Annotated in this window: 21 protein-coding genes, 1 pseudogene and 1 riboswitch; of the genes and pseudogenes, 7 read left to right on the top strand and 15 right to left on the bottom strand. The window is 69.7% G+C overall.

The genetic code is table 11. The features are described from left to right. Positions 1-38 precede the first annotated feature (38 nt). Together ACFXIV_RS19150 and ACFXIV_RS19145 are read right to left on the bottom strand one after the other, a co-directional pair. Positions 39-287, bottom strand: a complete 249-nt coding sequence (locus tag ACFXIV_RS19150) for a hypothetical protein (RefSeq protein WP_379400951.1) — start codon at positions 285-287, stop codon at positions 39-41. A 7-nt stretch (positions 288-294) separates the two neighbouring features. Beyond that, entirely contained in the window at positions 295-1,779 is a 1,485-nt protein-coding gene (locus ACFXIV_RS19145) for a helix-turn-helix domain-containing protein (protein WP_379400950.1), read from the bottom strand. A gap of 167 nt (positions 1,780-1,946) precedes the next feature. On the opposite strand from ACFXIV_RS19145, the gene ACFXIV_RS19140 reads away from it, so the two are divergent. Beyond that, complete coding sequence (locus ACFXIV_RS19140; protein WP_379400949.1) at positions 1,947-2,735, top strand: FAD binding domain-containing protein; 789 nt, start codon at positions 1,947-1,949, stop codon at positions 2,733-2,735. Continuing rightward, complete coding sequence (locus ACFXIV_RS19135) at positions 2,732-5,518, top strand: molybdopterin-dependent oxidoreductase (protein ID WP_379400948.1); 2,787 nt, start codon at positions 2,732-2,734, stop codon at positions 5,516-5,518. Before ACFXIV_RS19140 ends, ACFXIV_RS19135 begins: the two co-directional genes overlap by 4 nt. A 6-nt stretch (positions 5,519-5,524) precedes the next feature. Here the strand turns inward: ACFXIV_RS19135 and ACFXIV_RS19130 are convergent, their stop codons facing one another. Beyond that, entirely contained in the window at positions 5,525-5,950 is a 426-nt protein-coding gene (locus ACFXIV_RS19130; protein WP_379400947.1) for a DUF6636 domain-containing protein, read from the bottom strand. 187 nt (positions 5,951-6,137) lie between these two features. Further along, positions 6,138-6,316, top strand: a riboswitch (M-box (ykoK) riboswitch). A 341-nt stretch (positions 6,317-6,657) separates the two neighbouring features. Between ACFXIV_RS19130 and ACFXIV_RS19125 the strand changes: the two genes are divergently transcribed. Next, a complete protein-coding gene (locus tag ACFXIV_RS19125) occupies positions 6,658-8,430 on the top strand; it encodes an NRAMP family divalent metal transporter (protein ID WP_379400981.1) in 1,773 nt (590 codons plus the stop codon). A 156-nt stretch (positions 8,431-8,586) separates the two neighbouring features. Here ACFXIV_RS19125 and ACFXIV_RS19120 read toward each other — a convergent pair whose 3' ends face one another. The 3 genes from ACFXIV_RS19120 to ACFXIV_RS19110 all read right to left on the bottom strand — a co-directional run bounded on the left by ACFXIV_RS19120 (position 8,587) and on the right by ACFXIV_RS19110 (position 10,619). Beyond that, positions 8,587-8,862, bottom strand: coding sequence for a hypothetical protein (locus tag ACFXIV_RS19120; RefSeq protein ID WP_354834502.1), 276 nt, complete (start codon positions 8,860-8,862; stop codon positions 8,587-8,589). A 247-nt stretch (positions 8,863-9,109) separates the two neighbouring features. Next, entirely contained in the window at positions 9,110-10,018 is a 909-nt protein-coding gene (locus ACFXIV_RS19115) for a LysR family transcriptional regulator (protein ID WP_379400946.1), read from the bottom strand. Between the two features lie 46 nt (positions 10,019-10,064). Next, a complete protein-coding gene (locus tag ACFXIV_RS19110) occupies positions 10,065-10,619 on the bottom strand; it encodes an inositol oxygenase family protein (protein ID WP_379400945.1) in 555 nt (184 codons plus the stop codon). A 185-nt stretch (positions 10,620-10,804) separates the two neighbouring features. Between ACFXIV_RS19110 and ACFXIV_RS19105 the strand changes: the two genes are divergently transcribed. Next, complete coding sequence (locus tag ACFXIV_RS19105; protein ID WP_379400944.1) at positions 10,805-11,572, top strand: glucose 1-dehydrogenase; 768 nt, start codon at positions 10,805-10,807, stop codon at positions 11,570-11,572. Positions 11,573-11,605: 33 nt separating this feature from the next. Here the strand turns inward: ACFXIV_RS19105 and ACFXIV_RS19100 are convergent, their stop codons facing one another. From ACFXIV_RS19100 to ACFXIV_RS19065, 8 genes are all read right to left on the bottom strand, one after another. Continuing rightward, on the bottom strand, positions 11,606-13,288 hold the full coding sequence (locus ACFXIV_RS19100) for a bifunctional metallophosphatase/5'-nucleotidase (RefSeq protein WP_379400943.1): 1,683 nt from the start codon (positions 13,286-13,288) through the stop codon (positions 11,606-11,608). A 73-nt stretch (positions 13,289-13,361) separates the two neighbouring features. Continuing rightward, entirely contained in the window at positions 13,362-14,525 is a 1,164-nt protein-coding gene (locus ACFXIV_RS19095; protein ID WP_379400942.1) for a LuxR C-terminal-related transcriptional regulator, read from the bottom strand. A gap of 46 nt (positions 14,526-14,571) precedes the next feature. Beyond that, positions 14,572-15,045, bottom strand: coding sequence for a hypothetical protein (locus ACFXIV_RS19090; RefSeq protein WP_379400941.1), 474 nt, complete (start codon positions 15,043-15,045; stop codon positions 14,572-14,574). A gap of 6 nt (positions 15,046-15,051) precedes the next feature. Further along, the gene (locus tag ACFXIV_RS19085) at positions 15,052-15,333 is read right to left on the bottom strand and encodes a hypothetical protein (protein ID WP_379400939.1); all 282 of its coding nucleotides are present in this window, start codon (positions 15,331-15,333) and stop codon (positions 15,052-15,054) included. 150 nt (positions 15,334-15,483) lie between these two features. Beyond that, positions 15,484-16,629 carry an LLM class flavin-dependent oxidoreductase gene (locus ACFXIV_RS19080; protein ID WP_379400938.1) on the bottom strand — a complete coding sequence of 382 codons (1,146 nt, stop codon included), beginning with the start codon at positions 16,627-16,629 and terminating at the stop codon, positions 15,484-15,486. Between the two features lie 10 nt (positions 16,630-16,639). After that, positions 16,640-17,635: an ABC transporter substrate-binding protein gene (locus ACFXIV_RS19075; RefSeq protein ID WP_379400937.1), complete on the bottom strand. Its 996-nt coding sequence runs from the start codon at positions 17,633-17,635 to the stop codon at positions 16,640-16,642. Next, on the bottom strand, positions 17,632-18,435 hold the full coding sequence (locus tag ACFXIV_RS19070; protein ID WP_379400936.1) for an ABC transporter ATP-binding protein: 804 nt from the start codon (positions 18,433-18,435) through the stop codon (positions 17,632-17,634). The genes ACFXIV_RS19075 and ACFXIV_RS19070 overlap by 4 nt, the downstream gene beginning before the upstream one ends. After that, positions 18,408-19,220 carry an ABC transporter permease gene (locus tag ACFXIV_RS19065; protein ID WP_379400935.1) on the bottom strand — a complete coding sequence of 271 codons (813 nt, stop codon included), beginning with the start codon at positions 19,218-19,220 and terminating at the stop codon, positions 18,408-18,410. The genes ACFXIV_RS19070 and ACFXIV_RS19065 overlap by 28 nt, the downstream gene beginning before the upstream one ends. A gap of 148 nt (positions 19,221-19,368) precedes the next feature. Between ACFXIV_RS19065 and ACFXIV_RS19060 the strand changes: the two are divergent. Then, a pseudogene (locus tag ACFXIV_RS19060) lies at positions 19,369-19,617 on the top strand (protein kinase); the annotation flags it as partial. A gap of 177 nt (positions 19,618-19,794) precedes the next feature. On the opposite strand, the gene ectB reads toward ACFXIV_RS19060, so the two are convergent. Continuing rightward, positions 19,795-21,057 (bottom strand): diaminobutyrate--2-oxoglutarate transaminase, encoded by a 1,263-nt coding sequence (gene ectB, locus ACFXIV_RS19055; RefSeq protein ID WP_379400934.1) that lies wholly within the window; start codon positions 21,055-21,057, stop codon positions 19,795-19,797. 209 nt (positions 21,058-21,266) lie between these two features. On the opposite strand from ectB, the gene ACFXIV_RS19050 reads away from it, so the two are divergent. Together ACFXIV_RS19050 and ACFXIV_RS19045 are read left to right on the top strand one after the other, a co-directional pair. Beyond that, positions 21,267-22,070 carry an ABC transporter permease gene (locus tag ACFXIV_RS19050; RefSeq protein ID WP_379400933.1) on the top strand — a complete coding sequence of 268 codons (804 nt, stop codon included), beginning with the start codon at positions 21,267-21,269 and terminating at the stop codon, positions 22,068-22,070. Further along, entirely contained in the window at positions 22,063-22,878 is an 816-nt protein-coding gene (locus tag ACFXIV_RS19045; protein WP_379400932.1) for an ABC transporter permease, read from the top strand. The genes ACFXIV_RS19050 and ACFXIV_RS19045 overlap by 8 nt, the downstream gene beginning before the upstream one ends. Positions 22,879-22,973 lie beyond the last annotated feature (95 nt).

Genomic DNA, 22,973 nt, shown 5'->3' with positions numbered 1-22,973 from the left:
GAACTGAACTACTGAACTACGGAACCGAAAACGATCGGCTAGTCGGAGGTGACGGAAAGCAGGCCGAATCGGTTGACGGCGGCGTGATTGTGGCCGTCGGCGCTCGTGATGACCACCTCGGCGGGATTGGTCAGGGCAATGCAGCAGAAGAGCCCGTCATCCTGCTGAATGCCGAGCGACAGGAACCGATGATTGTTGGCCTGCTGCCACTCGTCGAGAGCGGCGCAGAGCCCTCGCATGGTGGCACTTTCGAAGTAGACGACATTGTGCTTGTTGAGTTCGGACACCGACCGATCATGCACCGGCCGCCATCAGGGCGGCCCGCAGATCGATGCGATCGTCGAGGCGGGACAGGTCGCGCCCGGTCAGGCGCTCGATCCGTTCGATCCGGTAGTGGACCGTATTGACGTGCAGGTAAAGGGCTTCGGCGGTGCGGGTCCAGGAGCCGTTGTGATCGAGGAAGGCGATCAGGGTGGCGCGCAGGGCCGCATGCGAGTCGTCCTCTTCGAGCAGGGAACCCAGGACGCGGGTCCGATAGGCGTCACGGATCGGTTCGGGGACGCCGGCCAGGAGCTCGTGCAGGGTGGCCAGATCCTCGGCGGCGGTGACGCCGGAGCGCAGGGCGTGGGCGGCGCGGCGGGCGTGGCTGGCGCGGATGCGGGCATCGGGGAGGTCGGCGAGCCCGGACGCGGTCGAGATACCCACGGCGAGAGTCGCATTCGGGTCGCAGGCGGCGACCGTGGGGTGGGCCGCGCGCAGGCGGTCGAGCAGATCGGGACGGTCGGGGATGAGGGCGAGCGCCTGGTCGCCGTCGGTCGCGATCGGGGTCGGCGCGTCGATCAGCTGGGCAACCAGCTCGCGCAGGGCGTCGGCGGCGGCCACGGGATAGCAGTGCGCGACGGTCGCGCACAGCATCCGGTACGGGCCGGGCTCGGCAGCGCCGAGCGAATCCACCTCCGTCGCAACGGAACCCGTCTGTGGCGCGCTCATCCAGAGCACGAACTCCGTTGCGGCACGGTCGCGTTCGTCCCGCTCCGCCAGCGTCCGGTCGCGGTACCGGCCCAGCACGTCGGCGATCTCGTGCACCAGTCGCGGCGGGGCGTGCGATCCGGCCGGTAGGTGCAGATACCACCGGTCGTAGGAGGAATCCGATTCCCCGACAGGATGATTCGAATCCGGCGCCCCGCGCAGTTCGCGCCGCACGGTCGCGGCGGTCGCCACCCGGGCCCCGGCCGATGCGGCCAGCACCCGCCCGGTCGCGGTGACCAGTGCGCAGGGCAGCCCGCCGAGCTGTACGGCGATCGCGTCCAGCAGTGTCGCGGGCGCAGCGCCCTCGCGAACGAGCCGGTCCAGCTCGGCCCGGTCGGACAGCGAATGCTGTTCGGACGCACTGAGATCGCTCCAGCGGCGCAGATAGATGGCGTCGGTGATGGTCCGGAAGGTGATGTCGGCGGGCACGGCCAGCAGCGGTAGGCCCTGCTCTCGGCAGGCCGCCACGATATCGCCGGGCACGCCGCCGTGCCGCGCGGTCCCGGCGACCAGTGCGGCCGCCCCGGCCGCCCGCAGGGCCGCCACGAACCGGTCGGCCTTGCCGCGGCCGCCGCGCGCGGTCCACCACACCAGCCCGCTGAGCACGACCTCACCCGATTCCAGGTAGCAGGTCGGGTCCTGCAGATCGGTGGCGGTGACGCCGCTGACCTCCCGCCGCAGCAGCGCGGGCTCGCCGCACACCAGCTGCAGGCCCAGCGCTTCCAACCGAAGCAGGTCATCCACCCGCATGAGCTGCTCCTAACGCACGTCCGCCCCGACTGCCGATATCGCATCGTAGAGGCGTTCGCAATCCTCACGGTCTTGGTCGATCAACCGAGAACTCGCGCGACGCTACCGGATTTTCCGTATGCCGCGGCCGATGGCAGGTCCCGGCCCGCGGATTTGAATCGGACGGCATGGACTTGAACACGGTGCTCGAGGTGTGCGATGCCCGCCACCACCGGAATTGGCAGGTCGGGGATGCCTGGCTGGGTGGCGGCACCTACCTGTTCTCGGAGCCGCAGCCGCATGTGCGCCGCCTGGTCGACCTGAGCCGGACCGGCTGGACTCCCCTGCGCCGCCTGCCGGACGGCGGCCTGGAGATCGCCGCGACCTGCACGGTCGCCCAGCTCTTCCGGGGCACCGACCGTCCCCTGTTCCGCGAGGGCTGCCATGCCTTCCTCGCCTCGTTCAAGATCTGGAACATGGCAACCGTCGGCGGGAACCTGTGCAATTCGCTCCCCGCCGGTCCGCTCATCTCCCTCACCGCGGCCCTGGACGGCGTGTGCCTGCTGCGCTCGCGCAGCGGCGCCGAGCGGCGACTGCCGGTCGCCGACTTCGTGACCGGCGCCGGAGCCAATGCGCTGCGGCCGGGCGAGCTGCTGCGTTCGGTGACCCTGCCCGCCGCGGCACTGGCCCGCCGCACAGCCTTCCGGCAGGCCTCGCTCTACGGCCTCGGACGGTCCGGCGCGCTGATCATCGGCACCGCCGACAGCCGGGGCGCGCTGCGCCTGACCATCACGGCGTCGACCACGCGCCCGTTCCGGGTCTACTTCCCGCAGCCGCCCACCCGCAACGGGCTGGCCGCGGCCATCGAGCGCACCGTGCCCGGCGACGCCTGGTTCGACGACATTCACGGGCTGCCGGAGTGGCGCAGGCACATGACCTTCCGCCTGGCGGAGGAGATTCGGGAGGAACTGGCATGAGCTTCGAAATCCAGGTCAACGGTGAGACTTTCGACGCGCAGCCGCGCCCGGGCCAATGCCTGCGCACCTATCTGCGCGAGCAGGGCTGGTTCGGGGTGAAGAAGGGCTGCGACGCGGGCGACTGCGGCGCATGCACGGTGCACGTCGACGGCGCGCCGGTGCACAGCTGCCTCTACCCGGCGTTCCGCGCCGAGGGCCGGGCGGTCACCACGGTGGAGGGACTGGCCCGCGACGGCGAGCTGCATCCGGTGCAGCAGCGCTTCCTGGCTGCCCAGGGCTTCCAATGTGGTTTCTGCACAGCGGGTTTCCTCATGACGACCGCCGCTCTCGACGACGAGCAGCGCGCCGATCTGCCGCGCGCGCTCAAGGGCAACCTGTGCCGCTGCACCGGGTACCGCGCGATCGAGGACGCCGTGCGCGGCGTCCGCCACACCGAGGATGCGGCGGCGGGCGCGGCCGTGGGCAGCAATCTCGGCGCGCCCGCGGGGCCGCAGGTGGTCACCGGGACCGCGCGCTACACCTTCGACATCGAGGTGCCCGGGCTGCTGCACATGAAGCTGCTGCGGTCGCCGCGCGCGCATGCCCTGATCATGGATATCGATGTGTCCGAGGCGCTTTCGGTGCCGGGTGTCGCGGCCGTCCTCACGCATCGCGACGCACCCGACCGCCACTATTCGAGCGCCCGCCACGAGCATCCCGAGGAGGATCCGGACGACACCCGCGTGCTCGACGATGTGGTCCGCTATGTCGGTCAGCGGGTGGCGGCGGTCGTCGCCGACAGCGAGGCCGCCGCGGAGGAGGGCTGCCGTCGCATCCGCGTCGACTACCGGGTGCTGCCGTCCGTGCTCGATCCCGAGGCGGCCATGCGCCCGGGCGCGCCGATCGTGCACGACAAGGATGCCGCGACGGCCCGCATCGCCCGGCCCGAGAGCAATGTGGTCGGCGAGGTGCACGGCGAGATCGGTGATGTCTCAGCCGGTTTCGCCGAGGCCGCGGTGGTGTACGAACAGACCTTCCGGACCCAGCGCGTCCAGCACGCCAGCCTGGAAACGCACGGTGCGGTCGCGTGGTTCGACGACGACGGCCGCCTCACCGTCCGCTCCAGCACCCAGACCCCGTTCCTGACCCGCCGCGCCCTGTGCGCGCTCTACGATCTGCCGCTCGACCGGGTCCGGGTGGTGGCGGGCCGGGTCGGCGGCGGTTTCGGCGGCAAGCAGGAGATGCTGGTCGAGGACATCGTGGTGCTGGCGGCCCTGCGGTTGCGGCGGCCGGTGAAGCTGGAATACACACGCGCGGAACAGTTCTACGGTGCGACCACCCGGCATCCGTTCACGGTCCACATCAAGGCGGGCGCCCGCGCGGACGGCCGGTTGTCGGCCCTGCAGGCGCGGGTGGTCTCCAATACCGGCGCGTACGGAAACCACGGTCCGGCAGTGCTCTTCCATGCCGTCGGTGAGTCGATGGCGGTGTACCGCTGCCCCGGCAAGAAGGTCGACGGATATTCCGTCTACACCAATACCGTTCCGGCCGGGGCTTTCCGGGGTTACGGGCTCGGGCAGGTGGTGTTCGCCATGGAGTCGGTGATGGACGAGCTGGCCCGCCGGGTCGACCTCGACCCGCTGGTGTTCCGCGAGCGCAATATGATCGGCCCCGGCGAGCCCATGGTCACCCCCGGCGGCCACGAGGAGGATCTGCACATCGCCAGTTACGGCCTGGACCAGTGCTTCGGCATCATCCGCCGGGCCCTGGCCGAACCGTTTCCGCCGGCCCCGCCGGGCTGGCTGACCGGCAGCGGCACCGCCCTGTCCATGATCGCCACCGGACCGCCCGGCGGACACTACGCCGACGCCCGGATCACATTGCTGCCCAATGGTTGCTACGACCTGGCGGTGGGCACCGCGGAATTCGGCAACGGCACCACGACCGTGCACCGGCAGATCGCGGCTCAGGAGTTGGCCACCGTCCCCGACCGCGTCGCCATCCGCCAGTCCGATACCGATGTGGTCCGCCACGACACCGGCGCCTTCGGGTCCACCGGCACCGTGGTGGCAGGCAAGGCGGTGCTGTACGCGGCGCGCAAGCTCGCCGCCGCGTTGTGTGCCACCGCCGCAACACATCTCGGCGTTGCTGCCGAGGACTGCGAGCTCGGCGCGGACTCGGTGCGCTGCGGCGATCGCCGCATCTCCCTGCAGGCGCTGCACGCGTTGTCGGCCGAGTCCGGGGAATCCCTTGCCGCGGACGGTCATTGGGGCGGCACACCCCGCTCGGTCGCCTTCAATGCGCAGCTGTTCCAGGTGGCGGTCGATCCCGATACCGGCGAACTGCGCATCCTGCGCAGCGTGCACGCCGCCGACGCGGGCCGGGTGATCAACCCGATGCAGTGCCGCGGCCAGGTGGAAGGCGGTGTCGCCCAGGCGCTCGGCGCGACCCTGTTCGAGAATGTCCGCCTCGACGAGCACGGCGCGGTCACCACCGCGGCCTTCCGCCGCTACCGTCTGCCCGCCTTCGCCGATGTACCCCGCACCGAGGTCACCTTCATGCGCACCTCGGACGAAATCGGCCCGCTGGGCGCGAAGTCCATGAGCGAGAGCCCCTTCAACCCGGTGGCCCCCGCCCTGGCCAATGCCCTCCGCGACGCCACCGGCATCCGCTTCACGGACCTGCCGCTCACCCGGGACCGCATCTGGCAGGCCCTGCACCACCGCCGGACCCGCCTCCCGGTCCGCGCGGCCACGCCCAGCCGCGCCGAATTGGCCCTGCTCACGGACTATCGAAAGCCGTAGGGCCCGTCAGTCGATGGTGTAGGCCTGGCGGGAGAGGCGGAAGCCGTGGCCCGCCCCGGCGCATTCGACGTAGTCGGTGGTGCTCAGGCAGGTGAGGCCGCCGACGGTGACGTTCGTGCCGTAGTCGAGGACCGCCGCGGTGGATTCGACCAGACGGTCGCCGTGGCAGTGGAAGTCGACGACGCCGGTGCTCTCCAGGACCAGGCGGTCCCCGTACTGGAGGTGGCAGTTCTCCGGCCGGGGCGGGGTGGCGTAGTCGTGCTGCGAGATCTCGCAGGCCGCGGTCGTCGCGGAGACGATGCAGCCGATATTTCCCGACGGCGTGCGGAACTGCACGAAGTCGGGCGGCGCCGCCTGGGCGATCGCCGGGCCCAGCGTGGACACGGCGATCAGGGCGGCGGCCCCGGTCAGGGCACGGATCGGAAATTGCATGTCGACTCCCCGGTTCGGCAGGTTTACCGGTTGATCGTCGCCACCGCCGGATGCGATAACGGACCCGGCGGCCATGAATGTTTGCCACGGAGTGGCCCTGGTCGGACCGGGTTGGGACACAAGGGATTACGAGGAACCGACCGGCCCGGATTTGACAAGCGGAACGACCGGGCTCACCATTGCCCAGTCAGCACCTCGCTAGGCGAGGCTCCTGTACGAACACAGGCCACTGATCCGACGACGTCGAGAGACGCCCAGGGTTAGGACAGATCACCCCGGATTAAGGGGTGATCCGAAGTGGCTTCCCGGGCCGCGAGCCCCCGGATACGTCGTGCAGTGCCGAAGCTCTGACGAGAGGGGTGCAGGGTCCACGCCATCGCGCGGGGCCCAGATCCCTCTTGCTGTGCGCGATGCGACACCCGATGTAGTGACGTCCACGTACGTCCCGGCGGCAAGGAGGTGAGGGACGAACAATGAGTTCCGGCGATAGTCCGTATCCGAGTACGGATTTCACTCCCCCGACGTCCCCGGCTTGCCGCATTCCGGTCACCGGCTGACCCGTTTCCCGCACAGGCGTGCCCGGCGTTCCACCGCCGGTCGGTAGCCCGCGCGTGCCCCGGGCCGGTCGATCCGTGCCCGAACTCGCTCGGCGGCCGGGCGTATTCCGCACGCCCGCACACCTGATGATCGAAAGCGAGGGACAGGCCATGGCCTTCTTCGCGAACGGCTCCAGCCGCCGCACCTCCACCGTCGCCGTGCCCGCCGCAGCCGGCCGGCCCGCTGCCGACGTCCACCCCACCGGCGCCGTCATGGACAGCGCGCACATCGGCGATATCGTCGGCGCGCTCGGCTCCATCGGCCGGCACGACACCCTCGAAGGCCGTTCCCGCCTCCAGCGTTTTCGCATGCTGCTGGCCATCATCGGGCCCGGCCTGATCGTCATGGTCGGCGACAACGATGCCGGTGGCGTGGCCACCTACGCGCAGGCCGGACAGAACTACGGCATGGCGCTGGTCTGGACCCTGGTGCTGCTGATCCCGGTGCTCTACGTGAACCAGGAGATGGTGGTCCGTCTCGGCGCGGTCGCCGGAGTCGGCCACGCGCGCTTGATCTTCGACCGCTTCGGCAAGTTCTGGGGCGCGTTCAGCGTCGGCGATCTGTTCATCGTGAACGCGCTCACCATCGTCACCGAGTTCATCGGTGTCTCCATGGCGCTCAACTACTTCGGGCTGCCCAAGGGCGTCGCCGTGCCGCTGGCCGCGGTCGCGCTGTTCGCCATGGTGGCCGGCGGTTCGTTCCGGCGCTGGGAGCGGTTCCTGTTCGGGCTGATCGCGCTGAACATCGTCATGTTCCCGCTGGCATTCCTGGTGCATCCCAAGGCATCCCAGGTCGCGCACGGATTCCTGCCGTCCTTCCCGGGCGGGCTGAACTCGACGCTGCTGCTGCTCATCGTGTCCATCGTGGGCACCACGGTCGCGCCGTGGCAGCTGTTCTTCCAGCAGTCCAACATCGTCGACAAGCGCATCACCCCCCGCTGGATCCGCTACGAGCGCATCGACCTGTGGGTCGGCATCGTCGTGGTCATGGTCGGCGCGGTCGCCATCATGGCGGCGACCACCTTCGGCCTCGCGGGCACGGCCGCGGTCGGCAACTTCACCGATGCCGGGGCCGTCGCCCACGCGCTGCACGACCACGTGGGCACCACCGCCGGCGCGCTCTTCGCCATCCTGCTGCTGGACGCCTCGCTCATCGGCGCCAATGCCGTCGGCTTGGCCACCACCTACGCCCTCGGCGACACCCTGGGCCGGCGGCACTCGCTGCACTGGAAGGTCTCCGAGGCGCCGGCCTTCTATATCGGATACGCGGCGCTGCTCGGCGTCGCCGCCGCGGTGTCGTTCAGCCCCGATCATGTGCTGGGCCTGCTGACCCAGGGGGTGCAGGCGCTGGCCGGCGTGCTGCTGCCGTCGGCGACGGTGTTCCTGGTCCTGCTCTGCAATGACAAGGCTGTGCTCGGCCCGTGGGTGAACACGGTCAGGCAGAACATTGTCGCCGGGGTCATCGTCTGGTCGCTGGTGCTGCTGTCGCTCGCGCTGACCGCGGCCACCTTCTTCCCGGACCTGGCCACCACGACCCTCGAAATCGGCTTCGGCGCGGGCGCGCTGGTCGGTGTCCTGGGCGGGGCGGGCATGCTCATCGCCTGGCAGCGCGGCCGGCGTCGCCGGGCCGAGCGGACCGCGGCCGAGCTCGGCGGACTGGATCCGGATCAGGTGGAGGAGCTGGACTCCACTCGCCTCACCAAGGCCGAGCGCAAGGCCATTCTGGCGGCGGACCGCGACACCTGGCGCACCCCCGCGCTCGACACCCTGGCGCGACCGGCGTTCTCCACGGCGCGCACGGTGGGTATGTTCGCCCTGCGCGGCTACCTGCTGCTCGCGGTGATCCTGGTGGGCGTCAAGATCTTCCAGTCCATCGGCGGCTGATCAACCACGGCGCGGCCGCAGTTCCCGCACATCGTCACCGATGCGCTTGGGCTGCGGCCGTTTTCGATGAAGTTCAGCAGGGTGCGGGATGAAATCGGACGGCACCGCACAGGTTTGGACGAATCCGGTTCGGGGAATACCCGGGGTGCACGAACGTCAGAGATCGTCGAGATCGGGAATGGGGGGCAGAACCGGCTCTGGCCACTCCTCCAGGGTTGCCACCTGCAGGTGGATGAAGGCTGCGATGCGGTGCCGGGCCGAGGACGGGAGTCGCTCGATATCGGCCGGGCTCAGGACGTGCGCGCCGAAGGAGTGGGACTGTGGCGCTTCGGGGTCAGGCGATTCGGGAACAACCTCTAGCTTTGGCCGCGAAGCAGTGGCCGGAATGTCTGGCTCATCCGGGTCTGCAGCAGCGGCGGCGGTTCGCACCATGCCGTGACCATAACCCTTTGATAACGCCCACGGGGAGGCGTTGGCGCACTTGTGTCTTCGGGCTGCGAATTCAGCGAAGCCATTGTATTGGCGAGATAAATGTGCAGGCAGCGGCGGCCCTTCGGAAATTCGGTGGGCCTGCGCCGGAACACTATGGTGATGGGCGTCACTCTGTCAACACTTCGGACAAAACTCCCCGGAATGGCGCGAAACCCCCCGGACTCCCCCGAAAACTCCCGCGGGCGATTCAGAGTGCGCGGCGCGCAATGGCATACAAATCACGCGCCGGACCGGTCGGCTTCTGTCCGATCGGCCATACCGCGCGCAGTTGTCGTTCCAGATCCAGACCGGTCACCGTGGGCGATATCAGGATTCCCTCGGCCAGTTCGGTGGCCACCGCCAGGGAACTCAGCACGGCCGGCGCGATGCCGTCGGCAACGGCGGTCTTGATGGCAGTGGTCGAGGACAGCTCCAGCGCGACATTCGGCTCCCAGCCCGGCATTCCGGCGGTCATTGCGCGCTCGAAGGAGTTCCGGGTGCCCGATCCGGGTTCGCGATAGATGAGCGGGCTGCGCGCCAGTTCGGCCGCGTCGATCTCGGACCGGCGGGCCCAGGGGTGACCGGGCGCGACCACCACGACCAGCCGATCCTGGCCCACCACATGGCTTTCCAGTTCGGTCGGCAGGCGCGGGCTCTCCACGAACCCGATCCCGGCCCGGCCCTCGAGCACCGCCTTGGCGACCTCGGCCGAATTGCCCGATTCCAGGGCGATGGAGGTATCCGGCATCCGGGCCCGCAGGCCCACCAGCCATTTCGGGAACAGGTACTCCGCGACGGTCTGGCTGGCCGCCACCCGCAGCCGCGAATCCCGCTGCGCGCGTAGGCTGTCGATCCCGGCGTCCAGCCGCGCGGCCGCATCCACGACAGTGCGCGCCCATTCGGCGATGAGCGAGCCGGCCGCCGTCGGCCGCGAGCCGAGCGTCGTCCGCTCCAGCACCGGCACGCCCACCAGCTGCTCGAGGTAGCGGATGCGCGAGCTGGCGGAGGGCTGACTGATGCCGTGCGCCTTGGCCGCCCGCCCGAGACTGCCCAGCTCGATCACCGACAACAGCAGATCGAGGGCGGCCAGATCGGGGACGCGCGGGGACAACGGCACAGAGCGAGTCTATGCAGGCCGCCCGGCCGGGCCCGGCGACCCGCGGTCAGCGAGCGGCGGCCACCCGCTCGACCACCGGCCGCCAGGCCTCGAGAGGATGGACGGTCAGGCCGGCCACCTTGCCCGCATCATCGGCGCGCCGCAGCGCGAGGGCCGCGGCGAAATCGGGATCGCACTCGAAGGCCGTGATCTCCGCGGGCGTCATGGGACCGCCCTGCGCGATCAGGGTGCGCCGGCTCGACGGCGAAAGCGCCTCGGCGTGTACCGAATCCGTGGCCGCCAGATACCGCTTGGCCACCACGTGCAGTTCGACCAGCCGCGCGACCCGTGCGCCGAGCAGGGCGCGGACCGCGTCGCCGCCGTGGACTCCGTGTCCCGCGTCGTCGCCGGGCACCAGCACGTGCCCGATGTCGTGCACCAGCCCGGCCACCTGGAGTTCCTCGTCGCCGGGAAAGTCGCGGCGCAGGAGCTCGGCGCACTGCCGGTCGTGGTCGAGGATGTCGACCGGATCGCCGCTGCGGTCGGGCATGTCCCAGGCGTCCGCGCAGCCGGCCAGCAGGGTCATGAGTTCGTCGACGGTGCCGATGGGCGCGCGGTTCACGCCCGCACCCTACGGGAATACCCGCGCCGCCACCCGGGTCGAAGTAGTTGACATATCAACGATATGGATTCGGGTGCGCCGCCGAGCCGATTCGGAACGCATCGGACACTATTCAGCAAACCAACTGTGTGGCCGGCGAACGGGTCACCACGCCTGCGCGCCGGTTCCTCTGGAAGGAGCCTCCCATGCACGACCTGAGCGGCAAGACGATTCTCATCACCGGCGCGGCCCGGGGCATCGGCGCCGCGGCCGCCCGGCAGGCGGTCGGGGCCGGGGCGAATGTCGTGATCGCCGACGTGCTCGACGAGGAGGGCAAGGCGCTCGCGGCCGAATTGGGCTCGCGGGCCGCCTATCAGCACCTCGACGTCACCTCCGAACTCGACTGGACCACCGCGCTGGCCGCGGCCTGCGACGCCTTCGGCGGCAGCGTGCACGGCCTGGTGAACAATGCCGGCATCTCGACCGGGGAGCTGCTGGCCAATGAATCGGTAGAGCACTTCCGCAAGGTCATCGACATCAATCTGGTCGGCGTCTTCCTGGGCATGCGGACCTTCATCCCCGCGCTCAAGCAGGCGGGCGGCGGATCGATCGTCAATATCTCCTCCGCCGCCGGGCTCATGGGCCTGGCCCTGACCGGCAGCTACGGCGCCTCCAAGTGGGCGGTGCGGGGGATGTCCAAGGTGGCCGCCATCGAGAACGGCACCGACCGGATTCGAGTGAACTCCGTGCACCCGGGCATGACCTACACCCCGATGACCGCACAGGTCGGCATCCAGCAGGGTGAGGGCGGCTATCCCAATACCCCGATGGGCCGGGTCGGCGAGGCCGATGAGATCGCCTCGGCCATCGTCTTCCTGCTCTCGGACGCGTCCTCCTACGTCACCGGCGCGGAACTCGCGGTGGACGGCGGCTGGACCGCCGGCCCGACGGTGAAATACGTGATGGGCCAATAGCACTCCAAGGCTCCCGGTCGAGGGGTTCCGGCGCTAGTGCTTCTCGATGCGGCTCGCGGGCGGGGTGACCGCCCCGCGGCCGCGCAGGTAGTTCTCCAGGGCGTCGAGATCGATGGGGCCGACCAGGGTTTCGCGGCTCTGCTGGAACACGGTGAAGCCGTCGCCCCCGGCGGCCAGGAAGTTGTTGGTCGAAACCCGGTAGACCGCCACGGGATTCAGCGGCTGCCCGGCCACCCGGACGCTGCCGTCGACCACCTTGTGTCCCTTGGGCGCGCCGTCGGAGTAGGTGTAGGTGATGCCCGCGACCGACAGCACGCCGGGCTTGCTGACATTGTCCCATTGCTGCTCCAGCAGATTCAGGATCTGCTGTCCGGTCAGCGCCACCGCCACCACCTGATTGCCGAAGGGCTGCACGGTGTATGCCTGCTCGTAGGTGATGTTGCCGCCGGTCAGCCCCGCGCGCACCCCGCCCGGATTCATGAAGGCCGCCACGGCCTGCACGGTGGTCATGGCGTCGAGCATGGCGTCGGCGATGACATCGCCGAGCGGGGAATCCCCGGCCGGAGCGGGCTCGGCGGGCACCGGCGCGGTGGCCTGGCCGATCACCCGCTCGGCCAGCGGTTTGGCTTGTCCGGCAAAGTAATCCACCAGCTGGGCGGCGGCGGGCGCGGGCGTGACATCGCGGGTGACGACCCGGTTGACGGCCTTCGCCTCGACCTTGCCGTCGTGGAAGCGCAGGGTGACGTCGGTGACGAGGCGGCCGAAGGAGGCTGCCTGGGTGACCACCTTGCCGTCCAGTGTGCAGTTGTAGGCCTGGTGGCTGTGCGCGGTGAGCAGCACCGACACCGCGGCATCGGTCCGGTGGGCCAGTGCCTGGACGTCGGGTGAGATGCCGGCGCAGCCGTTGTAATCGACCGGGCCGCCGTGGGTTTGCTGGGCGCCGCCGTCGTGCAGCAGCGCCACCACGGTTTCCGCACCCGCGGATTTCATCTCGGGCACATACTTGCCGATGGTGTCGGCCTCGTCGCCGAAGCGGTAGCCGCGAATGCCCTCGGGCGTGACGATGTGCTCGGTGTCTGTGGTGACGACGCCGATGACGCCGATCTTGTGGCCGCCCAGTTCGAGCATGGTCCACGCCTTCAGCCCGGGCGGCAGCTGCCCGTTGCCGTCGGTGACATTGGCGGCCAGGTACGGGAACTTCGCCCCGGTGAACGGCTCGCCCGGCGTGCAGCCGTCGGCGGCGCATCCGCCCTGCTGGAGTCGGCGCAATTCGTTGACGCCGTGGTCGAATTCGTGATTGCCGACCGCGGAGGCCGCGACACCCACCGAGTTCAGGAAGTCGATGGTCGGCTCGTCGTGGAACAGCGAGGAGACGAGCGGGCTGGCCCCGATATTGTCCCCGGCCGACAGGATGGCGCTGTCCGGATAGGCCGCCTTCAGCCGCGCCAGATGTGCGGCCAGGTACGCCGCTCCCCCGGCGGTGTACGTCCCCACCTTGCCGTTGGCGCCGTCCGGCGGTTGCAGATTCCCGTGCAGGTCGTTGATCCCGAACAGGTGTACTTCACCCGGTTGCGCCTTGGGCAGGTCGCCGGTCGACACCAGCGGCACCGCGGTCGAGGTGGCGGGGGCCGGGTTGTCCGCACCGCCGCAGCCCGCCACCAGGGCCAGACTCAGTACCGCCGCGCACAGACCCAGAACACGCCGCCGACCATTCATACCTGTCGACTGTGTCAGACGCGGTCGACGGTCGCACTACGACAGGGTGAATTCCGGCGTCTCCGAACCCTGTTCATCGAGGCCGCGATCCTCCCTGTTCACCCCGGCCACGGTCGGCGTGATTCACCCAGGCCACGATCTGCGCACGATTGGTGAAGCCGAGTTTGGTGAGGATGTGCTGCACATGGTTCTGCGCGGTGCGCTCGGACAGCACCAGGGCGGTGGCGATCTCGCGATTGCTCAGCCCCGCGGCGACCAGCTGCGCCACCTCCCGCTCGCGTGGGGACAGCACCGCCCGCGCGGACGCCTCGGCGGCAATGCTCCGCAGTCGGTCCGTCCACGGCGGCATGCCGATCGACTCGGCCTGCGGCAGCGCGGCTTTCGCCAGTGCCAGCGCCTCCTCGGTCGCCCCGCGCTCCAGCAGCACCGCGGCCAGATCAGTGCTCGCCTCGACCACGAAACCCTGGGCGCCGGTGTCCCTGCAGATCTCCAGCGCGGTCCGCAACTCGCGTTCCGCGGCTGCCGAATCACCCAGTGCGGCGGCGAATTTACCGAGCCAGAGCGGCACCGGGCCGAAGTAGTGCGCATTGCCCGCACCGCTGACGACGTGCCGATCGCGGTAGGGCCGCAGGCCCAGCTGCCGCGCCCGCAACGCCGCCACCAGCGTCTCGGCATCGCCGCAGCGATCGGCCAATGCCAGTGCCCGCGAGCTGGTCTCGCCGATCTCGTCCCACCGGCCCAGATACGACGCAGCCTCGGTCGCGCGGGCGAGCAGCCGTGCCCGCAGCGATTCCGGCAACCGTCCGGAAGGGCAGAGCGCCATGGATCGCGCGTCGAAATCCACAGCGCCGAACAGACTCCCCGCACCAGCGGCCAGTGCCGGATCGCTGCCGCCCGGCTCGGCCGTGGTCTTGTCCGCCTGGTAGCCATCTCCAAGTAACGCTTCCGCCGTCAGCGCTTCGATGCACCACTCGTGAATATCTCTGTCCCACAGATGATTTCCCACTGGATCCAGGATCAGGGCGCGCTCGGCGAGTAGGTTCGCGTCGCCGGTGCGGCGGGCCAGTTCACCTGCGGCCAGGCAGTCGGCGCGGGCGGGTTCGAGGTTCCCGGCACGGAAGTGGGCGGTGGCGCGGGTCAGCAGGAGGCGGCCGCGGTCGGCGGGCGGGCCGCCGGTCGTGTGGTCGAGGGCGACGGTGTACAGCCGGGCGGCTTCCTCGAAGGCCAGGTCGCGCACGGCATTGTCGCCCGCGCGGCGGGCCCAGCGCAGGGCGGGCGCGCGGTCACCGGCGAGCGCGGATTCGGAGTAGTGACGGGCCAGGGCGGCGGCGTGCTGGTCGAGGGCGTCGGGATACAGCTCCTCGATGGCGCGGGCGGCGCGCGTGCAGCAGCACCCGCTGTTGCAGGGGCAGTCCGTCGTGCAGGGCCGCGCGCACCAGGGCGTGCGTGAATCGCACAGTCCCGCTATGTGATTCGAGGACGAGCAGGCCGGAGGCGACGGCGGCGTCCAGCGCGGGGAGGCATTCCAGCACCGGGCGGCCGATCAGCCGCGCGGCGATCGCGACGGGGAAGGCGTCATCGAGGATGGCGGCCGCCCGCAACAGTTCCTGGGCGCGGGGTGGCACGGTGGCGAGGCGGCCGCGCACCACTTCCCGCAGCGTGGCGGGCAGGCGCAGCTCGTCGCCGGCGGCGCCGCGCAGGCCCCGCCCGAGTTCCCTCTTCGCACGCCAAGCCTCTCCGCCCGGAATGCGGATCACCGACCGCTACCCGCGCCGGTCGGTGATCTCGCCCTCGAAGGCCTCGCTGGTGGCGTCCGGGCCGGGTGCGATGCCGGTGCGCTCGAAGGCCGGGAAGAGCCGTTCGGCGGCGAATCTGTCTGCCGCGGCGGCGGATTCCCAGACGTCCACGATGTGCAGGGTGCCGTCCAGTTCGCCGACGATGTGCAGCAGGTTGCCCGCCAGGGGCTCGGGCCCCAGCGCCTCGTACACCTCCCGGTACCGCTGCAAACCGACGCCGGGCGTATGGCTGATGTGGATATAGGACATGGTCTCCTCCTCTCGGAGTCACCCGCGGTGGGTGCTGCCCGAAGCGTAGGAAGACCTGTCCCGCTGCCGCTTCCGCCGAATTACTCACGGCACGTACTCACCGGCCGCCGCGCCCTCGGGGTGCGGCGGCCGGGCCCGGCTACTTCGGGTCTAGCTGCTGGACGCGCTGGCGAACGGGGTCGAGACGGGAACGGCCGGGCGGCGGATCGGGTGCTGCCACAGGCCCTTTCGCTCCAGGATCGGCAGCACGCCCTCGCCGAACCAGTAGGCCTCCTCCAGGTGCGGGTAGCCGGAGAGCACGAAGTGGGAGATGCCGGCCTTCGAGTATTCGACGAGGCGTTCGGCCACCTCCGCGTGCGAGCCGACCAGCGCGGTGCCCGCGCCACCGCGCACCAGGCCCACACCCGCCCACAGGTTCGGGGCGATCTCGAGCCGGTCGGTGCTGCCGTTGTGCAGCTCCGACATCCGGCGCTGCCCCTCGGATTCGCTCTTGGCCAGGGCGTTCTGGACGCGCTCGATATCGCCCGGGTCGATCCCGGCCAGCAGCTTGTCGGCCACTGCCCATGCCTCCTCGGAGGTGTCGCGGGTGATGACGTGGATGCGCAGGCCGTAGTCCAGCTTGCGGCCGTGGTCCACGGCCAGCCCGCGGATCCAGTCGAGCTTGCGGCTGACCGCCAGCACCGGTTCACCCCAGGTGAGATAGGTGTCGGCGTACCGGGCCGCGACGGGTCCCGCCGGGGCCGAGGAGCCGCCGAAGAACACCGGCGGCACCGGATCGGGCCGATTGCTCAACAGCGCGTTCTCGACGTGAATGTGCTCGCCGCGGAACGTGACCGGCTCGTGCGAGTTCCACAGCGACCGCACCACATCCAGGAACTCTCCCGTCCGGGCGTACCGGGCCTCCTTGTCGGCGAAGTCGCCGTAGGCCGCCTGCTCCAGCGGTTCGCCGCCGGTCACCACATTGATGAAGAGCCGTCCCGCGGAATGCCGTTGGAAGGTGCCCGCCATCTGCGCGGCCAGGGTGGGGCTCATCAGGCCCGGGCGCAGGGCCACCAGGAATTTCAGCGTCTCGGTGGTCTCGACCAGCATGGCGGTGGTGAGCCAGGCGTCCTCGCACCAGGAGCCGGTGGGGGTGAGCACGGCCTCGAAGCCGTTGGTCTCGGCGGCCGCGGCGATCTGGTTCAGGTAGTGCAGCGAGGCCGGGCGGTCACCCGACATCGGGGTGCCGTGCCCGCCGGCCACCAGGCCGCGGGAGTCGCCGGAGGTGGGCAGGAACCAGTGGAACGACAAGCTCATGCGGGGACTCCTAGGAGGTGAATCGGTCGTTGTAGCGGGTGTCGATGAAGTCGGCGATCCGGACCTTGCCCGGAATCAGCTTGGCGTCGGAGAAACCGTCGGCCACTTGCTGTTCCGCGGCGATCGTCGCGTCATCGAGCGGGTGATCCTGGTAGTTGGCGCGGTTCACGGCCAGGAGCGTGACGTCGTAGGGCACCCCGGTGATGGCGGCCGACTGTTTGGCCCAGTCCTCCCGATGCCCGGTGATCCACCCGTGCGCACGCTGGATGCGCAACAGCAGGTCCCGGACCGCGGCCGCATTCGCCTTGTTCTGCAACGTCTTCGAGCCCGTGACGAAGAAGCTGTCCGGCTTCACGTAGCCGGTGCCGTCCACCAGTACCCGATTGCCGCTCAGTTCGGCCTGGGCCACATAGGGATCCCAGACCGTCCAGGCGTCCACCCGCCCGGTGGACAGCGCGGCGAGCGCGTCGGCGGGTTGCAGGTACTGCGGCTCGATATCGGAGAAGGTGAGCCCGGCCTTGGTCAGTACCGACAGCAGGTGGTAGTGCGCGGAGCTGCCCTTGGTAACCGCGATCTTCTTGCCGCGCAGGTCCTTCGGATCCTTGATCGACGAGTCCTTGGGCACCACCAGACCGTTCCCGGCCGCCCCGGAGTCGTAGGAACCGATGATCTTGATCTGGGACTTGGCCGCCGCCGCGAACACCGGCGGGGCGTCGCCGACGCCGCCGAAGTCGATGGATCCGGCATTGATGGCCTCGAGCAGGGGCGGTCCGGCGGTGAAGGTGGACCATTCGACCTTGTACGGGAGTCCCTTGCCCTCGCCGGAGACCTCCAGCAGGGCTTGCAGCGCAAGACCTTTCTGATCACCGATGTGCAGGGTCACCTGTGACAGGTCCACCGATCCGTCCGCGTTCACGCCCTTGGTGTCGTCATTGCCGGACGAGCACGCCGCGCTGACGAGGGCCGTGGCGACCGCCAGGGCGGCGAACAGGCGCTTGGATCTCATTCGGTGGTTCCTTCCGGGGTGACACCCAGCTCGGCGAGCAATGCCGTACGCAGGGCCAGGAATTCGGGATGGTCGCGCCGGCGCGGACGCGGCAGGTCGATGGGGATCTCGCGGGCGATGCGGCCGCCGTCGAGTACCAGGGCGCGATCGGCCAGCAGCACCGCCTCGTCCACGTCGTGGGTGACCAGCAGCACGCCGGGCCGATGCCGGGCCCAGAGGTCCAGTACCAGGCCGTGAATCGTGATGCGGGTCAGGGCATCCAGGGCGCTGAAGGGTTCGTCGAGCAGCAGCAGCTCCGGCTCCCGGACCAGGGCGCGGGCCAGTGAGGCCCGCTGCGCCTCACCGCCGGAGAGGGTCAGCGGCCAGGCCTCGCCGCGGGCCGCCAGGCCCACCTCGGCCAGCGCGGCTGCGGCGGCGGCCCTGGGGTTTTCGTGGCGCAGTCCGAGAGTCACGTTGTCGCGCACGCGTTTCCACGGCACCAGGCGCGGTTCCTGGAAGGCGACCGCGACCTCGCCGGACACGGTGAGCTCGCCACCCGTCTCGTCGTCCAGGCCCGCCAGTGCCCGCAGCAGGGTGGATTTGCCGGAGCCGCTGCGCCCGAGCAGGGCCACGAACTCGCCGGGGCGGATGTCGAGATCCAGTCCGTGCAGGACCCGGCGTTCACCGAAGTCCTTGACCAGACCCCGAATTCGCACCACCGGGGAATCGGCCGCGGCCGGGGCCGCCGCCGTCTCCTCCAGTTCGGCCAGCGTCGCCGCGATCACCGAATCGGTCAGGGTGCCAGGAAGCCGCGTCGCCATGACAGCGCTCTCCTCTCGATGGAACGAACGAGCGCGTCGGTGAGCAGCCCGAGCACGCTGTAGACGAGCAGGCCGACCACGATCACGTCGGTACGCAGGAACTCGCGGGCATCGTTGATCATGAAACCCAGACCCGCGTCGGCATTGACCTGCTCGGCGACAATGAGCGCCAGCCAGGCCACGCCCAGCGACTGACGCAGGCCGACCAGTGTCTGCGGCAGCGCGCCCGGCAGCACGATGTGGCGGATCAGGCCCGCCCGGCTCAGCCGCTGCACCCGGGCCAGCTCGGCCAGCTTGCCGTCCACGCCGCGGATACCCGCGAAGGTGTTGAGGTACAGGGGAATCGCCACCCCGAAGGCGACCAGCACGATCTTGGGCAGCTCCCCGATCCCGAACCACAGGATGAACAGCGGGATCAGGCCGTAGAACAGCAGCGTCCGCAGCATCTGCATCAGCGGGTCGACCAGGTACTCCCCGGCCCGGCTCAGCCCGGCCAGCAGGGCCAGCCCGATGCCGGCCACCGCGCCGATGACGAAGCCCAGCGCGGCTCGCTGCAGCGACACCGACACGGCCTTGGTGAGTGTGCCGTCCTTGATCAGGTCGATGGCCGTCTGCACGACGGTCACCGGGGAGGCGAGCAGCCGCTCGGGCAGTACGCCGGTCGCGCTGGCAATCTGCCAGACCACCACCAGCAGCACCGGCGCGACGAAGCGCGCCAGCACGGAGACGCTCGGCAGGCGTGGCCGGCCGGTAATGGGCCTGGCCTGCACGGCAATTGCGGACACGACAGCACCTCGGGCGAACGGGGACGGGGACGGTGGCGGCCGCGGGCCTTCGTCCGCCACACCCCGACCCTGCCGGTCCGGCCTCGCCCGGTCACCGGTTGTAATCGGCGTGATTCTGGGCCTGCCCCCGCCCCAGCTGCCACAGGTGGACGGCGACAGCCTCCGCTCACTGCTGCACCGGCACGGGCCGGGCACGCCGGAGGACGCGGTCGCGGTGGTCGAGCAGGTCGCCGCCGCGCTGGACGCCGCGCATCGGGACGAGCTGCTGCACCGGGACGTGAAGCCGGACAACATCCTGGTCACCCATGAGGGCTTCGTCTACCTGGTGGATTTCGGGATCGCGCAGTCGGCCACCGACGAGTCGCTCACCCAGGTAGGCGGGGCGGTCGGCTCCTTCCGCCGCGTTCGCGGTCCGGAATCGGAAGAAGTGCGCCTCGGGTGCGCCCAAGAACGACGCGGCCCTGCTCGCCTGGTTCCAGCAGCATTTCACGACATGGAAATAGGTGGTGCCGGGTTCCCTCCGCAGCTGGGAACCCGGCACCGGGTCGGCACCGGTGTGGGCGGTGGCCGACGTCTAGTGGCCGTCGCGGACGATCTCCACGGCGCGGGTGAGAATGCCCAGGCCGTGGGTGATCTCGTCATCGCTGACGGTCAGGGGTGGGAGCAGCTTCACGACTTCGTCGTTGGCGCCGGAGGTTTCGACCAGCAGGCCGTGCTCGAAGGCGACCTGGCAGACCTTCTCGGCCTGCGAGGCGTCCTCGAAGACCAGGCCGTGCACCAGGCCGCGGCCGCGGGTGGAGATGCCGGTGAAGGATTCGGTCAGCGCGACCAGGTGCTCGTGCACGCGCGCGCCCTTGGCCAGGGTGGCGAGCTGCAGACGGTCGTCGGACCAGTAGTGGCGCAGCGCGACCTCGGCGGTGACGAAGGCGGCGTTGTTGCCGCGGAAGGTGCCGTTGTGCTCACCGGGTGCCCACTGGTCCAGGTCCCGGCGCATGAGCACCAGCGCCATGGGCAGGCCGTAGCCGCCGATCGACTTCGAGAGCGCGACGATATCGGGGGTGATGCCCGCGACCTCGAAGGAGAAGAACGGGCCGGTGCGGCCGCACCCCATCTGCACGTCGTCGACGATGAGCAGAATGCCACGGGCCGAGCACAATTCGGACAGCTGCCGCAGCCATTCGGCGCGGGCCACATTGATCCCGCCCTCGCCCTGCACGGTCTCGACGATGACCGCGGCGGGCTTGTCCAGCCCCGACGAGCTGTCGTCGAGGGCGCGGCGCATCCACGAGAAGTCCTCGGGCTCATCCAGATAACCGTCGTAGGGCATCGGGGCGGTGTGCACCAGCGGGACGCCCGCGCCGGCGCGCTTGGCGGAATTGCCGGTGACCGACAGCGCGCCCAGCGTCATGCCGTGGAAGGCGTTGGTGAAGTTCAGGACGGTGGTGCGGCCGGTGACCTTGCGCGCCAGCTTGAGTGCGGCCTCGACGGCATTGGCTCCGGTCGGGCCGGGGAACTGGACCTTGTAGTCCAGCCCGCGCGGGACGAGCACCAGGTCGCGCATGGCCTCGAGCAGCCGGCGCTTGGCGACGGTGGACATGTCCAGGGCGTGGGTGATGCCGTCGCCGAGCAGGTAGTCGATCAGCGCCTGCTTGAGCAGCGGGTTGTTGTGGCCGTAGTTGAGCGCGCCCGCGCCGGCGAAGAAGTCGAGGTACTCCTTGCCGTTCTCGTCGGTGAGCCAGGCGCCGCTGGCGGTGTCGAACACCGTCGGCCAGGAACGGCAGTAACCACGCACATTGGATTCGAGAGCCTCGAAAACGTTCGTGTCGGCAATGGTCATCAGCGGTCCTAGCGTCGCAACTAAGTGAAACGCTGATGTTTCTATCACAGGAACCGGGCTGTGAAACCGTTTTCCCGCGAATCGGACGCGGATGCTCCGCGCGTGACGCACACCGCAACAAACCGGCATCGAGCATAACTCGGTCCCGCGCGAGGGGGCCACGCAACTCCATTGCACGACAACGACCGCACCCGTAGTGTCAACCTCTTGTGCGCAGCGACGTGGGGGTCTACTGGCAGCTGGCCAAGGCAGGGTTTCGCAGGCAATCGCATTACCGGCTCGCCATGCTGGCGGGCCTGTTCACCAATCTCGTGTTCGGCTTCGTGCGGGCGGCCGTGCTCATGACGGCCGTGCGCGTGAACAGCGGATTCGGCGGCTACGACCGCGGGACCATCGGCGCCTACATCTGGCTGTCGCAGGGACTGCTGGGCGCCATCGCCTTCTGGACGCTGCCCGACATCGTGGAGCGCATCCGCACCGGGGACGTCGCCATCGACTTCCTGCGGCCGATCGACATCCAATTCGCGCACCTGGCCGAATATCTGGGCCGGGCGGCGTTCTCTCTGCTACCGCGCGGCATACCCAGCATTCTCGTCGGCGTGCTCACCTTCGGGCTCGCGTTCCCGGATACGCCGGGACCGTACGTGCTGGGCGCTCTCAGCCTGCTGCTGGCGATGACGCTGTCGTTCCTGTCCATGTTCGCGGTCAGCCTGGCCGGGTTCTGGCTCATCGAGACCCGTGGGCTGCGCGCTCTGCACATGATCCTGGGCACCTTCCTGGCCGGGCTGTTCGCGCCGGTGCACCTGTTTCCGAGCTGGTTGCGCGACATTGCCTACGCCACGCCCTTCCCGTCCATGCTGCAGTGGCCCATCGATGTGCTGTCCGGTCGCACGGCCGGCCGGGATGCGGTGGAAATCGTTGTCGTGCAATGCTTCTGGTTGGTCGTCCTGGTGGGCGCCGGGCAGCAGCTACTGCGGGCCGGGCGCCGCAAACTGGAGGTGCAGGGTGGGTGAGGCACGTCCCTCCCGGCTGACGCCCTACCGTGCGGTGCTGGGTTCGCGGGTGCGCGCGCAACGCGCCTATCCGCTGTCCTTCGCCGCGGATGTGGTGAGCGCCTTCCTGATCGGGCTGGTGGAGTTCGCCGAGATGTGGGTGATCTTCCACAATGTGCCCCGGCTGGGCGGCCTGGATCTCAACGCCATGCTGCTGCTGTTCGGCATGAGCAACACCTGTTTCGCCATCGCCGACATGGTGGTCGGGCACGCCGACACGCTCCCCACCTACATCCGGATGGGCAAGCTGGACGCCTTCTACCTGCGGCCACAACCCCTGCTGCTGCAGCTCATGACCAGCGATATCCAGCTGCGCCGGGTGGCGCGCATCGCGGTGGCCGCCACCGTGCTGTCATTCGGCCTGGCACGCAACGACATCGAGTGGACCCCGGCGCACCTGGTGCTGTTCGCCGTCACGCTGCTGTCCGGAATCGCCATCTTCGCCGGGCTCTTCGTGAGCGCGGCCGGGGCGCAGTTCTTCCTCATCGACGGCGCGGAGCTGACCAACGCCTTCACCTACGGCGGGTCGTACGCGTCCATGCAACCCACCTCGGTGTTCCCGGCACCGATGAAACTCGTGTTCGGATTTCTGGTTCCGGTCGCCTTCACCTCGTATCTGCCCGCCATCGCGCTGCTCGGGCTGCCCGGGCCCGCCCTGCTGCCGAGCTGGCTGGCCTGGGCGGCGCCGGTGGCGGCGGCGTGGGTCTGGGCGGCCGCGCTGTTCCTGTGGCGACTCGGGACCAGGCACTATCAAGGAGGCGGCGGGTGAACCGTGACATCATCGATATCGAGGGCCTGACAAGGACTTTCGTACTGAGCAAGAAGGAGGGCCGCTGGCGGCGCCGGCGCGAGGTGCTCACCGCG

Origin of the sequence: Nocardia sp. NPDC059236, assembly GCF_042754085.1 — a bacterium.
Classification (GTDB): domain Bacteria; phylum Actinomycetota; class Actinomycetes; order Mycobacteriales; family Mycobacteriaceae; genus Nocardia.
The sequence above is the reverse complement of the archived record's forward strand: the minus strand, read 5'-3'. Positions and strand labels throughout refer to the sequence as shown.

Coding starts and splice junctions, on each gene's coding strand:
- ACFXIV_RS19105 (WP_379400944.1), top strand. CDS start 10,805: ATGCACGACCTGAGCGGCAAGACGATTCTCATCACCGGCGCGGCCCGG.
- ACFXIV_RS19130 (WP_379400947.1), bottom strand. CDS start 5,950: ATGCAATTTCCGATCCGTGCCCTGACCGGGGCCGCCGCCCTGATCGCC.
- ACFXIV_RS19100 (WP_379400943.1), bottom strand. CDS start 13,288: ATGAATGGTCGGCGGCGTGTTCTGGGTCTGTGCGCGGCGGTACTGAGT.
- ACFXIV_RS19120 (WP_354834502.1), bottom strand. CDS start 8,862: ATGGTGCGAACCGCCGCCGCTGCTGCAGACCCGGATGAGCCAGACATT.
- ACFXIV_RS19075 (WP_379400937.1), bottom strand. CDS start 17,635: ATGAGATCCAAGCGCCTGTTCGCCGCCCTGGCGGTCGCCACGGCCCTC.
- ACFXIV_RS19080 (WP_379400938.1), bottom strand. CDS start 16,629: ATGAGCTTGTCGTTCCACTGGTTCCTGCCCACCTCCGGCGACTCCCGC.
- ACFXIV_RS19145 (WP_379400950.1), bottom strand. CDS start 1,779: ATGCGGGTGGATGACCTGCTTCGGTTGGAAGCGCTGGGCCTGCAGCTG.
- ACFXIV_RS19070 (WP_379400936.1), bottom strand. CDS start 18,435: ATGGCGACGCGGCTTCCTGGCACCCTGACCGATTCGGTGATCGCGGCG.
- ACFXIV_RS19140 (WP_379400949.1), top strand. CDS start 1,947: ATGGACTTGAACACGGTGCTCGAGGTGTGCGATGCCCGCCACCACCGG.
- ectB (WP_379400934.1), bottom strand. CDS start 21,057: ATGACCATTGCCGACACGAACGTTTTCGAGGCTCTCGAATCCAATGTG.
- ACFXIV_RS19135 (WP_379400948.1), top strand. CDS start 2,732: ATGAGCTTCGAAATCCAGGTCAACGGTGAGACTTTCGACGCGCAGCCG.
- ACFXIV_RS19125 (WP_379400981.1), top strand. CDS start 6,658: ATGGCCTTCTTCGCGAACGGCTCCAGCCGCCGCACCTCCACCGTCGCC.
- ACFXIV_RS19085 (WP_379400939.1), bottom strand. CDS start 15,333: ATGTCCTATATCCACATCAGCCATACGCCCGGCGTCGGTTTGCAGCGG.